This window comes from Kitasatospora sp. MMS16-BH015, from assembly GCF_002943525.1.
Lineage (GTDB): Bacteria > Actinomycetota > Actinomycetes > Streptomycetales > Streptomycetaceae > Kitasatospora.
In genome coordinates this window covers 2,348,687-2,363,113 of the sequence record NZ_CP025394.1, presented here as the reverse complement: position 1 = coordinate 2,363,113, position 14,427 = coordinate 2,348,687, and the positions used below count along the sequence as shown (strand labels likewise).

Sequence of the window (14,427 nt, the reverse complement as noted above, 5' to 3'; positions counted from 1 at the left end):
TCGGTCGCCACTGGGGACTGCGGCGTGCATCCGTGGAGTCGGTGCCGCAGGGCCGTGCAGGCGCATCCGAATTCTGACGGGCCATCAGCTGGTGCCGATGACTTGTCACAACCAGGCAGTCTTGACCTGAGGTGTTGCCGGAGGGTAGTCGCATGGACGCGTACGATGAGGAATTGGGCAAGAGCATAGACGCTTGGGTGGAGGCGGAGCTGGCCGCCTCGCCCGAGTGGGGGCCCGAGAAGTACGCCGGCATCCGCCAGCGCTTGGAGGACGGCGAAACCGTTGTCGCCGCTGAGGAGTAGGGGCGCGGGGCCGCAGACTGCTGTCCGTAGCGTCAAGATGATCATGAGGCGGCACCGCTCGAGGGTCTGACCCGATCCCCGATTGACGCAGGCCGCCGGGCGAGCGACGGCCGCTTTAGCGGCGGCGACGGAATTCGGTAGAAGCAGGCCGGTGTTGGGTGTTCCTCTCGGCCCCGCATCGCCAAGCCAGAGCCCTCAACTATTAACAAAAAGTGCATGACTTCTACTCCTATAGTTACTGTCATGCAATTGGATTTGAATCTGCTCACCGCCCTGGACGCGCTGCTGGAAGAGGGCAGCGTGGCCGGAGCCGCGGACCGGCTCCACGTCACCGCGCCGGCGATGAGCCGCTCGCTGGGCCGTATCCGCAAAGCCACCGGCGACCAGATCCTGGTCCGCACCGGACGCCACATGACGCCCACGCCCCGCGCGCTGGCCATGCGCACCGAGGTCCACGCCCTGGTGCAGCAGGCGCACCAGTTGCTGTCCGCCCGTCCGGACCTCGACCTGGCGAGCCTGGAGCGGGTGTTCACCATTCGCTTGCACGACGCCCTCACCACCGCCTGCGGGACTGCCCTCGTCGCCGCGGTGCGCCGCCAGGCCCCGGGGGTGAAGATGCGCCTGACGGTCGAGCCCGGCCACGACACCCCTGAGCTGCGTCGTGGCGAGGTCGATGTGGCCTCCAGTGACGGACCGCCCTCTCAGTCCGACATCCATCACCGTCTCATCGGCCAGGACAGGATCATCCTCGCTGTCCGGGCGGGCCATCCGCTCACCGAAGGACCGGTGACCGTCGAGCGGTACGCGGCGGCCGATCACGTGACCGTCTCCCGGCGTGGAAGCCTGCGCGACCGGGTCGACGATGTCGTGGCCGCCCTCGGCCACGAGCGCCGTGTCACCGTCTCCGCCCCCGCGACGGACACCGCCCTGCAGCTCGCCCGTGACACCGACGTCGTGGTCACCCTCCCCGACGCGGTCACCCGCTCCGCCCGCGAGCAACTGGGCCTGACCACGCTGCCGCTGCCGTTCGACCTGCCACCCGTACCTCTCTACCTGCTCTGGCACAAGCGCTACGACGACGACCCCGCCCACACCTGGCTGCTCGACCTGGCGACTCAGACCCTGCAGGACCTGTTCACCACTCCGGACGCCGCTGGCCAGTAGCGTTCCGCCGGGCAATGGGCCCGACGGCGCCGAATGCCGAACGGTCCGGCCCGGCGCGGCCGAGACTCTGCTCATCGGTGGCGAACTCGACTTCTCCGCACCGCCGGTGAACCCGACCGACGACCTGCTGCCTGTGCTGTCCCGCGGGCACCAGGTCGTCCTGCCCGCTCTCGGCCACACCCATGACTTCTGGGAGCACCGGCCCGAGGCGGGCAAGCACACGCCCAGCCGCCGGGCGAGCCGGGCGCTTACCGTGGTTCCGCTCGCTCCGGCCGGCCCCTGGGGGGCCTGTTCACACGGACGTCGGCACCGGGACGGTTGATCGCCGCCGGTCGTGCTGGCACCCGGCACCGGGCTGCTGACCGGTCCCGGCGCGCACCCGGCCACGGCCCGATCCCTCGTCGTGCGTCCTCCTCCGGGAGCTCACCGAGCACGGCGAGGAGGCTGCAGATTCAGTTGCATGGGAGTCATCCCAGCAGTGCTTTACATGCAGTTGAAGTTAATGCCCGGCCCTTCTACCTTCGAAATGCAGGCGCGAACGGAGCACGGTTCGCCTGGTCCGCTTGATCACCCCTCCTCAGACGGGAGCACCACCATGTCCGAAACGATCCAGACGGTCGAAGTCGCCGCGACCGCCGACGCCGTGCCCGACACCGACCTGCTTGCACACACCGCTGACGCCGTACGCGCGGCGGGGGCCGTGCTGCGGGAGCGCTTCGGAGACGTGGTCCCCTACCGGACCCGGGAAGAGCTGATGAGCGCGCTCGCCGCCAACGACGACGCCGCCCTGGAGGCCCTGCGCCCCGCCCTCACCCGCCTCCGCCCGGACGCCCGCTTCGTGGAGGACGAACTCGCGGGCGGGGCCCTGCCCTCCGGCGAGTGGTGGGTCGTGGACCCGGCCGAAGGCAACGTCAACCACCTGCACGCCCTGCCGGATTGGGCGGTGACCGCCACCCTCGTGCGCGACAACCAGCCGGTGCTCACCGCGGTCCACCTGCCGCTGACCGGCGAGACCTACACCGCGCTCGCCGGCGCCGGCGCCCACCTCGACGGCCGCCCCCTGCACGTCTCCCGGACCACCGACCTCGGCCTGGGCCTCGTGGCCACGAGCCAGGCCCGGCCGGACGAGAACGAGGAGGTCGTCCGGCGCATCGGCTCCTCCATCACCGCGATGCTCCTCGACGCGCTCGTCGTCCGCGTCGCAGTGCCTGCCACCCTGCACCTGCTGAACGTGGCCGCCGGCCGGATCGACGCCTTCTGGCAGTTCGCCGGCGCCCGCGCGGACCTGCTGCCCGGAGCCCTGCTCGTCACCGAGGCCGGCGGGCGGATCTCCGACGCCCAGGGCCGCCCCTGGACCCCGCAGAGCGAGAGCTTCCTGGCCGCCGCGCCCGGCGTCCACGCCGCGGCCGTCACCACGCTCTCCCGCTGACCACCCACCACACCCTGCACGTACGGAAGGAACAGAACAACATGACCACGATCGCCGTTCTCGGAAACGGCCGCGTCGGCGGCAACCTCGCCCAGGCCCTCACCCGGGCAGGCCACGAGGTGACCACGGTGGACCGCGAGCCGGGCGCCGCCGCCGACGCCTCCAGGACGGCGCAGATCGTCATCAACGCCACCCCGGGCGCCGGCTCGCTGGAACGGCTCACCGCGCTGCGCGGGGAGCTGCAGGGCAAGATCCTCGTCGACGTCTCCAACGCCACCGTCGACGGACCGGACGGGCTGCCCGCCGACCTGGTCTACCCCGGCTCGAGCCTGGCCGAGCAACTCCAGGAAGCGCTCCCCGAAACGCGCGTCGTCAAGACGCTCAACACGATGCTCTTCCCCGTGATGACCGCGCCCGCCGCGCTGGCCCAGACGCCGACCGCCTTCCTCTCTGGCGACGACCCGCAGGCCAAGCGGACCGTCCGTGAACTGCTCACCGACCTCGGCTGGCAGCAGGAGTGGATCACGGACCTCGGCGGGATCGAGACCGCCCGCGCCACGGAGGCCGCGATCCTGTTCGTCCCGCACGTGATCCGATCCAGCGGATTCACGCCCTTCGCCATCTCGATCAACCGCTGAGAGCCCCGGGCGACTCCGCCGCAGGACGACCGCAGGACCCGGCGGCGCCGCTCGGTCGCGGTAGTCGGTCCAGGTGAAGCTCTTGCGGCCCTTGTTTCTGCCCTGGCTGTCGTCCAGCCGGGGCCGGTAGATCAGCCGGGAGCGCTCGCCGGGTTGTAGTAGGTCAGGGCAGCGATCGAGACCCGGCGACGGGAGCGGTCACGCACCCGGACGACAGGCGTCCGCCCGCGGCGTCCCCAGGTGCGGGCCCGCGCCGGCGTCATCGAGACCCCCGGCCTCGTCCTCGAAGACCAGCCAGGCCCCGAGCTCCGCCGCTAGGCTCTTACCTGCCGCCACACCTCCTTCTTCCACACCTCGACCGCCCCGTCGTCTCGCTCGATCGCCGGGCGGACCGGTTGCTGGCACGACCAGCCGTTGCGACGCATCAGCTTCCACACGCCCTGGACTGTGTAGGAGACGTGGAACCGGCGGCCGATCAGGATCTTGATCCGCGCCAGCGTCCATCACTGGTCCTCCCACCCGTGAGGGAGCGGCCCCTCTCTCCAGCTCCCGCTCCAGCAGGGCGAACTGCCGTGTGCCGAGCGGGGGCGGGGACTGCGGCCCCTTCGCCCCCAGGCCAGCCGAACCGCCCTGCCGCCAGGCCTGGCGCCACCTGTCCACCGACCGCACCGTGACCCGGAGGTCAGCGTCGATCAGCCTGTTGCCGTCTCCCCGTTCAAACCGCTCTGCGGCCTCCAGGCGTACCCGTTCCCGACGCTGTTGCTCCTGGGCAGTGAACCCGCCCCCCTGCGCGTATCGCACTCCGATGTCGTACCGCAGGGATCAAGGTCCGTCAGCACCTACGACAAGGCGAGTTCAACCTCGGGCATCGACCGTCAGATGGGTGGCCAGTTCCGTAGCTCCGGCGCGGCCGCCTGTTGGAGCTCGGAGCGGTCCGGCAATCGTGGTGGGTCGTCCGTGTTTCTCACTGAGGCTCGGCGTGGGGCGGTGCGGTGATCCGGCGATGAACGTCCTCGACCAGGTCCCGCATCGCCATGTGGAAGATCTCGGCCTGGTGTTCGCCGATGAAGGTGGTGTGTCCGAAGACTTCGAGGACGACCATGCCGTGCATGTGCCCCCATGCGCTGACGAGGAGAGCGGCCGCCGGAGGCGGCAGAGTGCCCGGGCCGTGCGGAATCAAGCGTTCCAGGTCCGCCCGGAGGGCCGACGAGAGGACCCGGGTGTCGGCCGCGGCCAGTTGTGACGTGGTGAACCCGCCGAACAACTCGCGCTGGAAGACCTCGCCCACCCGGCGCATCGCCAGAACGGTCGGACCCTCGGCCGGTGCTTCGTAGTGCCGCAACGGCGCCCCGTACAGCAGCTGGAATCGTTCGGGGTGGGTGACGGCCCATCGGCGGTAGCCCTCGGCGGCGGCCAGGAACCGCAGAGCGGCGGATTCGTCCGTCATCGTGTCGACAGCCGCTGTCACGGCGTCAGCCAGGTCCTCGTACGCCTTGGCGACGAGAACCGTGACGAGGGCGTCCCGGTTCGGAAAATAGTGGTAGAGCCCCTGCACGGTCATACCGAGGCCACGGGCGACCGCTCTCAGGGACAGGGCGTGCAACCCGTGCTCGGCGAGGTGGCTCTCGGCGGCGGCCACGATCTCCTGGGTGGCGACGGCCCGGCGTCGCTGGCGCAGGGATGGCAGGACCGTCGCGGACGCGTCTGCGGACATGCGGCGATCCTAGGGTGCCGGCCCGACGGGGATCGAAGCGGCTTACGACTGTCTGAATACCTGACAGTGTCAGGTAAATCTCCTCCTGCTTAAAGAACGATCGCCTGACTAGCGTCGTGTCCTGGCGATGAAGAGCCGACAAGTGCCGCCCGGGGCGGCGCACGGCGGCGAGCTGCCTGCCCGGCTGGCCTGATCATGCAGGTCGCACGGGGGAACGCTTGGACCCCCCCGGGGGGCCGGTACGGGCCCCCCGGGACGCAGGAATCCACAGACAAGACGGTGCCGTACCGAGTTTTGAGGAGAAGGCCATGATCTTCCACATCAACCGCTTGACGCCCAAGCCCGACCTGAGCGAGGAGCAGCTCGAGGCCTGCCTCGACCTGCTGCGCCAGGTCGGCGAGACCTGTCCCGCCGTGAAGTCGTACGTGGTCGGGCCGCACCCCACCGGGGGCTTCGACTACGGAGCCGTGTTCGTGATCGAAGACCTCGACGGCTACGACCAGTACCTGAACCACCCCGCGCACGTCCGCCTCGAACTGGAAGGCATCGGCTACCTCGCGCGGTTCGAGGCCTTCGACATCACGGACTCCGCCGACCCTGAGATCAAGACGAAGATCGAGCAGGTACAGGCTCGCCACTTCGCGGAGCACCCCGAGATCGCCGCACTCGTGGCCCAGGCCGCCTCTTTCACCAGGCCCGGTGGCGAAGACGCGACGACCCCGTCCTCCTGAGCGGCGAAATCCTGCCGGGCGCCACGCCACAAACCTGGTGAGGCGCCCGGCGCAGAGCGCACATTCAGACCGCGCCCAGCGCGCAACAATCCGCGGAACCAGGAGGTCGCAGTGACCACGAACGCCCCGATCGACCGGCTCAAGGACGCGATCAACTCGCACGACCCGCGACGGGTCGCCGACTGCTTCACCACCGACTACCGGTCCGAGACCCCGCATCGGCCGCAGGGCAGGGCAGTGTGGTGCGGATGTTGCGGAACCCGGTCCTGACGCGGACTTCGCGGAAAGCGAAGGCGTACATGGTGCGCTTCGAGCCGGCCTGCGTCCGGATCTGTCCTTCCTCGCCGAGTTGCGCCTCGGCCTCGACGACCGCCTCCAGGCCCAGCTTGAGCTGACCCCGCTGATCGACCCCAACCAGTACTCCTGCGGCACCGTCTACCCACACGGCGTGAACGAGCTCTTCCGCTCCGAGAAGGACGTCCGCCTCGTCGGCATGAAGTCCTACGGCCAGCCCCGGCCTTCCTCGCCCTGACCGGCTACGAGCAGGTCCGCTCGGCCAGTCGCGGTCCCGCGCCGCGCTGTCCGCCCCGTGCCTGGCCCAGACCACCTGGCGGAAAGCGCTCTACCGCAAGTCCCCCATGCGGCTGTCCTCCATCGTCCGATCCACTGGGCGGTTCATCCAGACGACCACGCGACGCTCTCGACGGTGCAGCTGCTGACCTCCGCGCCGGCCGGAATCCCGATCAGTGGCCTGCTGAACCGGCGCGGCCCGACGACGGCAGGCTCCGCTGCTTGGCGAGCCCGGGTGACACCTCGCCTGAGGAGGCGCAGTGCCGGTAAGAGATCGAACCCGTTGCGTCGGAAGCCCCGGAGTGATGGCTACTGTGAGTAGCGAGATGGCGTACTTCCCAGTGCCGGCACGGGCAAGAAGGCGTCATCGTGAGTTCGATCTGCCCCTGCCCATTGCACACTCATTTCACATCGCGAGCCCCAGAGGTACTGCGGCCGACCCCTCCCTGCGCGTTTCCGCAGGTCAGGGCCCTGCCTGACCTGCGGAAACGATGAGAGATCAACCTGCGTTTCTGCAGGTCAGAGGGGGTCCTACAGGTCGTAGTACTGATCGAACATGCCTCTGACCTGCGGAAATGCGAGTCGCGCGGAAGATCATTTCACAACCAGTGCACACGCGGCGGTGATGACGATGAGACGCGGTGAGAAGCGCCGAGCGGAGACCACGAGATCGATTCGGCCGCCCCACCGCCCGGGGCACGAAGTGCTACTGATCGTGAACGCGCACGGAGGCGACGGGAGACACGGCCTCGGGTAAGGTCCGGTGGCCGAACCGCGCCCGTACGTGATCGGTGAGGCCGGCCTCACCACGGCTCTGCGCGATGTCGGGTACTTGCTGACCCAGAGCGAGCCCGATTTCTGCGTCCTGGGGGGCTCCCATGAATAGGACGTACTTGTCCCTGACCTGCGGTTCGTTGCCGTCTATTGCAGATCGACTACGGCGGGCTCGCGCTGCGAAGGCCCTCCCGCGATATTTTGGGTTCAAGGGGTCGCAACACCGCTTGATTTCAGACGGTGAGTAGATCACGTAGACGCTCGGCTGGGGTATCACAGCCGAGCGTCTTGCGTGGAAGGCCGTTGAGCACCTGGGCGAGGTGTTCGAGGTCTTGGGGGGCGTCAGGGCAGAGGGACTGCGTGCAGGCAGGTGTGCTGTCCTGGTCCGGAAGGTTCGGCGAGTGGTCGGGCCGTTTCTCCGGCGATCTCGACTCGGAAGGTGCCGGGCGGGTCAGCGTAGACCGGCCCGTTGGCGGTCATCTCGCCGGTGGCGTGGACGATCACGACCTCGGGGGGAGCGTGCGTGCCGGGCACGCCGGGCAGGGTGACCGCGTAGCGTGACGGGTTGCTCATGACGACCTCCCCGCCGGCGGGGTTGGGGCGTCGGCCAGGGCGGTGCGCACGCTGTTGCGGACGGTGAAGGCCCGGTCGGTGCCGGTGATCTCCAGCAGCCGCCTGGTCTGCGGCAGCGGAGCGGCCAGCGTCATCTCCACGCCCAGGATTCGCGCGTTCCGTCGGGCCGTGAGCAGGGCGTTGAGGCCCACCGAGTAGCAGAAGGCCAGGCCGGACAGGTCGACGACCAGGCGGCGCGGATGGTTGCGCAGGGCGCGGGTGAGCGCGCTCGCCAGCCGGGGCCGGTCCTCCTCGTCGACCTCGCCGTCGAGGCGGACGACGACCACCGCTCCGGTGGCGGTCGTGGTGGTGATGCTCAGACGCGGCAGCAGCTCTCGCGGTTTTCCGGGCCGGCTGGCGAGCCCGAGTTCGGACATCGCACTCGCCTCCTCAGCGGGATGATGCTGCGGCGGCCGCTGGGCGGGGGCCGGTTTGGCGGGCGGGACGGTGGGACGCATGCTCACGGGTGCTGGTCATCGTGATCACCATTGGCGGTCGCTGTCGTGGGTCCGGAGTCGAGGTCGGCGAACAGGTCCAGCAGGGCGCCGACCGGGTGGTTGGCCTCGGCGGGGTGGCGGAAGGGCGTGCCGTCGACGACGTTGTAGTGGTTGCGGCGGCCTTTGCGGGTTCGGGTGACGTAGCCGGCCGTCTCCAGGTCCGCGACGACGGCTTGCACGGCCCGTTCGGTCAGGCCGCACGCCGCCGCGAGATCCCGCAGGCGGACGTCCTGGTCGCGCGAGATCATGAGGAGCACGCGGGCGTGCTGGGTCAGGAAGGTCCAGCGCGTCCGCAGTTCTTGCGCTTCTGGCACACCACAAGTATGAACCGCGATTCCGGTTTTGCAACGCCTGCGTTCAGGTCGGAGGTGCCGGTCGTCGCCGGCGGAGCGGTAGCTCCGGCGATCAGGCGGGGCGTGCCGGATACGGCCGCGCTGCTCCGACGCGCGTCCGCGTCAATCTGTCGCCCGGCCGGGCGTGCGGGGGAGGATCCACCTGCTCGGAAGTCTTCTGCTGAAGGCGTCTGCCTGACAGCAAGGGCCGATACCACGCAATTTGTGCGGTATCGGCCTTTTGGATTTCGCTGCCACTTGCTCCGCCTGCGCGGCATTGCTCTCCGGTTGCGTCCAGAGAAGTGGTGTACGGGTTCCATCCGTTTCGGGGGTTTCGTCCCGGTAGTGGGTGTCGCCCGGGAACGTGAAACGGCCACCGGCTGATCCTTCGAGAACGACCAAGCTCTTGAAGGAGATCTGCACGATGACCGCACGTGACAGTGTGCCCTTTGCTGCCCTGCTGGAGGAGAACCTCGCTTCGGCGAGTCCCGACTTGTTGCGGGCGATGGTGAAGACGTTCGCGGAGGCGATGATGTCCGCGGACGTGGACCGCGTCTGCGGCGGCGAGTACGGCCGCCCGGGCGAGGACCGGGTCAACTCCCGCAACGGATACCGCAACCGGGACTGGGACACCCGTGTCGGCACGGTCGACCTGGCGATCCCGCGCGTCCGCTCGGGCTCGTACTTCCCGTCCTGGCTGCTGGAGCGCCGGCGCCGGGCCGAGCAGGCCCTGATCTCGGTGGTCGCGACCTGCTACCTGCTCGGGGTGTCGACCCGCCGGGTGGAGAAGCTTGCCGAGACCATGGGCGTCACCCAGCTGTCGAAGTCCCAGGTCAGCGAGATGGCCAAGCATCTGGACGAGCGGGTGGCCGAGTTCCGCAACCGCCCCCTCGACCAGGGCCCCTACACGTTCGTGTGGGTCGACGCGCTCACGCAGAAGGTCCGCGAGGGCGGCCGTGTGGTCAACGTGCACTGCCTGGTCGCGGTCGGCGTCAACAACGAGGGACAGCGTGAGGTCCTCGGCCTGGACGTCGCCACCAGCGAGGACGGCGCCGGCTGGCTTGCCTTCCTGCGGTCGCTGGTCGCCCGCGGCCTGGGAGGTGTCCAGCTCGTCGTCTCCGACGCCCACGGCGGCCTGGTGGACGCGGTCGGTGCGACCCTGCCCGGGGCCGCGTGGCAGAGGTGCCGGACGCATTACGCGCGAAATCTGCTCTCGCAGGTCCCGAAGTCGGCCCAGCCCTGGGTCGCGACCCTGCTGCGGACCGTCTTCGAACAGCCTGACGCGAAGGCCGTGCGTCAGCAGATGGCCTCCGTTATCGCCGCTCTCGACGAGCGATTCCCCAAGGCTGCGGAGCACTTGGAGCATGCCCGCGAGGACCTGCTGGCCTTCGCCGTGTTCCCGCGCACGGTCTGGAAGTCGATCTGGTCGAACAACCCGCAGGAACGGCTGAACAAGGAGATCCGGCGCCGCACCGACGTCGTCGGGATCTTCCCCGACCGCGCCTCGATCGTCCGTCTGATCGGCGCGGTCCTGGCCGAGCAGAGCGACGAATGGGCCGAACAGCGCCGCTACATCGGCTCAGAGATCCTCGGCCGCTGCCGCCTCCACCCGATCGAGGGAGAAACCCCCGACGAGGCCGCCCCGACCGCACTCACCGCATAGCCTAAAGCCGGATCACCGAGTGGCCAGCGATACACCACCCCAGCGGACGTGACCCGTCGCTGATTCAGCGGGAGCGTCGGTACCTCGCCAGGGCAAGCAGCAGAGCCCCTGCACCCTCAACGACGCTTACGAGGAGCAGGATGGATCTCAGGTCCGGAACGATCCAGGCGAGGAGGGCCGCCACCGCGGCCCCGCCCGCCCACGCGGCCCACACAGTGCGGCGGTCAGCCTGAAAGGCAGCCACCACTGCACTTAGAAGCGTTTCTCAAACCGAGGGGCGCGACTGTCGCTCGAACTTCCGTGCGCATCAGCCTCGTTCGGGTGATCACTTGGCGGCCGGCGCATAAGAGAAGGGCCTCCCGCACAGTTCGGTGATGTCGAGTCAACGAACCATCAGGAGGCCCTGGTGTCCCACTGTGGCGTGCCCGCACCATCCGCGTCCGGCTACGGCGTGTCGCCGTGCGACTGTCTCGCCCACCGGCTCGGCAACGCCGCCGACCAGCCGGACCGGACCCGCCGCTACGGCTCCGACCTCACCGACACGGAGTGGGCGATCGTGCGGCCGCTGCTGCCGGTCCCGGCCTGGCTGAACGGACAAGGGGGCCGCCCGGAGGGCTACTGCCACCGCCAACTGCTCGACGCGGTGCGCTACCTGGTCGCCGAGGGCGTACGTTGGGCCAGCCTGCCCGGCGACTTCCCCAAGTGGCGGGCCGTCTACCGGTTCTTCCGCCGCTGGCGCGACCACGACTGCATCAAGGAGTTCTACGGCCGGCTGCGCAAGATGCTGCGCGAACTGGCCTGCAAGCAGGAAGAGCCGACCGCCGCGATCATCGACTCGCAGTCCGTGAAGGCCGACGCCACCGTCGCCGCGGCCACCCGCGGCTACGACGCCGGAAAGAAGATCAACGGCCGCAAACGGCACATCGCGGTGGACACCCTGGGCCTGCTGCTGACCGTGCTGGTCACCGCCGCCTCGGTCAAGGACAACGACGCCGGCCGCGACCTCCTCGAACACCTGCGTGCCGACCACCACCGCATCACCCTGGTCTGGGCCGACGGCGGCTACACCGGCTGGCTGGTCGCCTTCGCCCACGCCGTCCTCGCCCTCGCGCTGACCGTCGTCAAGCGCAGCGACGACATCAAGGGGTTCGTAGTGCTGCCGCGCCGCTGGGTCGTGGAACGCAGTTTCTCCCACCTGAGCCGGGCCCGGCGCCTCGCACGGGACTACGAGACCCGCATCGACAGCGCCGAGGCGATGGCCTGGTGGGCCGCGAGCATCCCGGCCACCCGCCGCCTGGCCCGCTCCGGCCGACCGGCGCCCCGCCGCGTCAAGCGGTCCGCGGCCTGAACAGCCCCGGCCGCTGCTCGGTCAACCAGCCCCGCTCGACCAGCCGCTTCGCCCGAAACCGCGCCGCCTGCTCCTTCGCGTCACTCGCCAGCCAGCCCACATGCTCGCGCATCACCCGCGCCCGCACCCCCTGCCCGCCACCAGCGGCGTCCTCCTGGACCAAGGCGAGGAGACTCTGCAGCGCGAGGCGACGCTCAAGGCCGAGTTCGTCAACGTCCTGGGAGGCTACGAGCAGGTGGTGTCCTTCTCCGCGAGGGAGTACGCGGCGCAGCGGCTGGTCCACCGTCTCGAACGCCGGATCACGGCGCAGACGCGCCTTGGGCGGCTGGGAAACGTCCACACGGTGGTGAACGGGGCCAACCTCGCGCTGACCACGATCGCTGTTGTCTGGGTCTGCCTGCGCGGTGCCATGAGCGGGGCACTGAGTCTTGGTCAGGTCTTCTCCTCGGTCGCGCTGGCCGGCTACTTCCTGGAGGCGGTCGTCTCGGTCGCCACCTTGCAGGTCACCTTCCAGCGTCTTGCCGTCGCGCTCGGACGGTACCGCGAGGTGATGAACCAGCGGGAAGACCCGCGCCTGGCCATGACCCATGAGGACCGGCTGGGCACGCGAGCGGGTACCGACATCCAGGTCGACGCGCTGACGGTCACCTATCCGGCGGCCTCCCGGCCGGCGCTCAGCGGCCTGAGCCTGACCATCGCCCGGGGCGAGACCATGCTGGTGACCGGCCCCAACGGCCGGGGCAAGAGCACCGCGTTGAAAGCCATGGCGGGCTTCTTCCCCGAGCATGACGGCACCATCAAGATCGGGGGGACCGAGATCGCCGGCCTCAGCGATGCGGCGGTCAGGGACAGGGTCCTGTATCTCAGCGAGAACCCGGTCCTGCTCGCCGCGGACTTGCGCGAGAACCTCACTCTGGGGGCTCCCAGGGACGCCGAAACCATCGGCCGGGCCTGCCGCCTCGCGTGCTTCGACGACGTCGTCGACTCCCTTCCCGGCGGCTTGGACTGGATGGTGCGCGAGGACGGGAGCGGACTGTCGCGTGGGCAGCTCCAGCGCCTGGCTCTGGCCAGAGCCGTTCTGAGGGAGCCCGAGGTGTTCCTCTTCGACGAAGCGTTCAGCGGGATCGACCGTACGACGGTGCACCGGATCTGGGACAACCTCACCGGCCTTCCGGCCTCCAAGGTCGTCGTCTCGCACACGAGCGCCGCCGACCTCACATTCGACCGGACCGTCCACCTCGGGCCCCCGGCTGCCGGCGCGCCACTGACAAGGAGTACCTGACATGCTCGTCGGCGACCTGCTGGACCAAGCCCACCGACACCACGACGGCGAGCCGGCCGCGGACCTGCGGTTGATCACCTCCCTCTCGCACGCCCTGACCCGACTTCCCCTGTCCGCGGACTGGTCCTCCAAGACGCAACACGCCCCCGTCCCGCGAACACGCATCACGGCAGTCGTCCTGGCCCGCGACGAGCAGGAGACGATCGGCCGCTGCATCCAGGCCCTCGCAGGGGATGTGGATGAGGTCCTCGTCATCGACTCCGGCTCCACGGACGAGACGGTGAAGACCGCTGAACGGCAGGAGATACCCGTCCGGGTCGTCCACGCTCCGTGGCGCGAGGACTTCGCACTCCAACGAAACGTCGCCTTCGACCACATCACCGAGGGCTGGATCCTCATGGTCGACGCGGACGAGGTCCTGACCCCCGAGACCCGGGGGACGATCCGCAAGAGCCTCACCCTGCTGGACCGCCTGCTGCCGGGCGCCGACCTCGCCGTCTGTCCGCAGGTCTGCGACCTCCACGACCCCGGGGGGCTTTACACCGACCTGCCGCGAGCAATCCGCGCAGCGAGCAGACTGCGCTACCGGGGCCGCGTCCACGAACGCCCCTACGACCCTGACGGCAACGCCCCCGAGACCGTCCACATCTCCAGCCGCTTCACCCACTACGGCTACCAACCGCAGGTGATGGCCGCCAAGCACAAGCTCGACCGGCACGCCCGGCTCCTGGACCTCTGCATCCGCGACGAACCCGAGAACCCGAAATGGACCTTCTACCGAGTGCGCGCCGAACTTCAGCACACCACCAGCCCCGCCCAGTCCAAAGAGCTGTTCGGCCAGCTGGAAACCGCCCTGGCCCACTGCCCGCCGGACGGACCGCACTACCTCACCGAACGCAGCCAGGACAGCTGGGCAGTCCTGTGCGAGCTCGCCCTGCGCTTCGGTGACACCGAGCGCGTCACGGCTTACGCCGACCTCCTCGACCATGCCGGCCGTGACGCGGAAGCCACCTACTACCGGGCAGTGGTCACCATGAGCCAGGCCCTACACCGGCTCACCCAACTGAGCCAACAGATCAGGGCGAAAGCAGCCCACCCCGCCCGCTGCGGTGTCCGGGACATCGGCCGGCTGCATGAAGTCGACGGGTTCCTCTCCCTCGCCACCGGCCGCTACGAACTCGCCCACGAAGCACTCCAATCCGCCCGTCGACACGGCGCGGGCACTGACCTCGCCGCCGAGCTGACCGCCCTACGGGACACCGCGACCACCTGGCCACACAACCCAACCGCCACAAGCCGCTCCACCGCGCCTGACATGCGCAGTTGACACTGCGACTTGAGAATCGTCTCGGAACCAACAGATCTGGAGGA

At 69.3% G+C, this 14,427-nt stretch carries 13 protein-coding genes and 4 pseudogenes; 11 read left to right on the top strand and 6 right to left on the bottom strand.

Annotated features, from left to right (window positions below; all coding sequences use genetic code 11):
- Positions 1 to 152: 152 nt before the first annotated feature.
- From CFP65_RS39675 to CFP65_RS10175, 4 genes are all read left to right on the top strand, one after another.
- A complete protein-coding gene (locus CFP65_RS39675; RefSeq protein WP_168219584.1) occupies positions 153 to 302 on the top strand; it encodes a hypothetical protein in 150 nt (49 codons plus the stop codon).
- 243 nt (positions 303 to 545) lie between these two features.
- Positions 546 to 1,466: a LysR family transcriptional regulator gene (locus CFP65_RS10190; protein ID WP_104815804.1), complete on the top strand. Its 921-nt coding sequence runs from the start codon at positions 546 to 548 to the stop codon at positions 1,464 to 1,466.
- A 595-nt stretch (positions 1,467 to 2,061) separates the two neighbouring features.
- Positions 2,062 to 2,895, top strand: coding sequence for an inositol monophosphatase family protein (locus CFP65_RS10180; protein WP_104815802.1), 834 nt, complete (start codon positions 2,062 to 2,064; stop codon positions 2,893 to 2,895).
- A 41-nt stretch (positions 2,896 to 2,936) separates the two neighbouring features.
- Positions 2,937 to 3,533 carry an NADPH-dependent F420 reductase gene (locus CFP65_RS10175; RefSeq protein ID WP_104815801.1) on the top strand — a complete coding sequence of 199 codons (597 nt, stop codon included), beginning with the start codon at positions 2,937 to 2,939 and terminating at the stop codon, positions 3,531 to 3,533.
- Positions 3,534 to 3,587: 54 nt separating this feature from the next.
- Here CFP65_RS10175 and CFP65_RS40705 read toward each other — a convergent pair.
- The 3 genes and pseudogenes from CFP65_RS40705 to CFP65_RS10160 form a co-directional block, all read right to left on the bottom strand.
- Positions 3,588 to 3,796 (bottom strand): annotated as a pseudogene (locus CFP65_RS40705) (IS630 family transposase); the annotation flags it as partial.
- Between the two features lie 54 nt (positions 3,797 to 3,850).
- Positions 3,851 to 4,334 (bottom strand): annotated as a pseudogene (locus CFP65_RS10165) (winged helix-turn-helix domain-containing protein); the annotation flags it as partial.
- 163 nt (positions 4,335 to 4,497) lie between these two features.
- Entirely contained in the window at positions 4,498 to 5,247 is a 750-nt protein-coding gene (locus CFP65_RS10160; RefSeq protein WP_104815800.1) for a TetR/AcrR family transcriptional regulator, read from the bottom strand.
- A gap of 308 nt (positions 5,248 to 5,555) precedes the next feature.
- Here CFP65_RS10160 and CFP65_RS10155 point away from each other — a divergent pair, with 308 nt between their 5' ends.
- The 3 genes and pseudogenes from CFP65_RS10155 to CFP65_RS40700 form a co-directional block, all read left to right on the top strand.
- Complete coding sequence (locus CFP65_RS10155) at positions 5,556 to 5,978, top strand: Dabb family protein (RefSeq protein WP_104815799.1); 423 nt, start codon at positions 5,556 to 5,558, stop codon at positions 5,976 to 5,978.
- A gap of 316 nt (positions 5,979 to 6,294) precedes the next feature.
- Positions 6,295 to 6,539: pseudogene (locus tag CFP65_RS10150) on the top strand (flavoprotein); the annotation flags it as partial.
- Positions 6,540 to 7,329: 790 nt separating this feature from the next.
- Positions 7,330 to 7,419, top strand: a pseudogene (locus CFP65_RS40700) (TIGR01457 family HAD-type hydrolase); the annotation flags it as partial.
- A 245-nt stretch (positions 7,420 to 7,664) separates the two neighbouring features.
- Here the strand turns inward: CFP65_RS40700 and CFP65_RS10140 are convergent.
- The 3 genes from CFP65_RS10140 to CFP65_RS10130 all read right to left on the bottom strand — a co-directional run bounded on the left by CFP65_RS10140 (position 7,665) and on the right by CFP65_RS10130 (position 8,745).
- Positions 7,665 to 7,895: a DUF6296 family protein gene (locus CFP65_RS10140; RefSeq protein WP_104815798.1), complete on the bottom strand. Its 231-nt coding sequence runs from the start codon at positions 7,893 to 7,895 to the stop codon at positions 7,665 to 7,667.
- The gene (locus CFP65_RS10135) at positions 7,892 to 8,311 is read right to left on the bottom strand and encodes an STAS domain-containing protein (protein ID WP_158702120.1); all 420 of its coding nucleotides are present in this window, start codon (positions 8,309 to 8,311) and stop codon (positions 7,892 to 7,894) included. Before CFP65_RS10135 ends, CFP65_RS10140 begins: the two co-directional genes overlap by 4 nt.
- A gap of 83 nt (positions 8,312 to 8,394) precedes the next feature.
- Positions 8,395 to 8,745, bottom strand: a complete 351-nt coding sequence (locus CFP65_RS10130; protein WP_104815796.1) for a helix-turn-helix domain-containing protein — start codon at positions 8,743 to 8,745, stop codon at positions 8,395 to 8,397.
- Positions 8,746 to 9,187: 442 nt separating this feature from the next.
- Between CFP65_RS10130 and CFP65_RS10125 the strand changes: the two genes are divergently transcribed.
- From CFP65_RS10125 to CFP65_RS10105, 4 genes are all read left to right on the top strand, one after another.
- Complete coding sequence (locus CFP65_RS10125; RefSeq protein ID WP_104815543.1) at positions 9,188 to 10,426, top strand: IS256 family transposase; 1,239 nt, start codon at positions 9,188 to 9,190, stop codon at positions 10,424 to 10,426.
- Positions 10,427 to 10,847: 421 nt separating this feature from the next.
- Entirely contained in the window at positions 10,848 to 11,774 is a 927-nt protein-coding gene (locus tag CFP65_RS10115; protein ID WP_254552316.1) for an IS5 family transposase, read from the top strand.
- Between the two features lie 100 nt (positions 11,775 to 11,874).
- Entirely contained in the window at positions 11,875 to 13,056 is a 1,182-nt protein-coding gene (locus CFP65_RS10110; protein WP_104815794.1) for an ATP-binding cassette domain-containing protein, read from the top strand.
- 1 nt (position 13,057) lies between these two features.
- The gene (locus CFP65_RS10105) at positions 13,058 to 14,383 is read left to right on the top strand and encodes a glycosyltransferase family 2 protein (RefSeq protein ID WP_104815793.1); all 1,326 of its coding nucleotides are present in this window, start codon (positions 13,058 to 13,060) and stop codon (positions 14,381 to 14,383) included.
- The last annotated feature ends 44 nt before the right edge of the window (positions 14,384 to 14,427 follow it).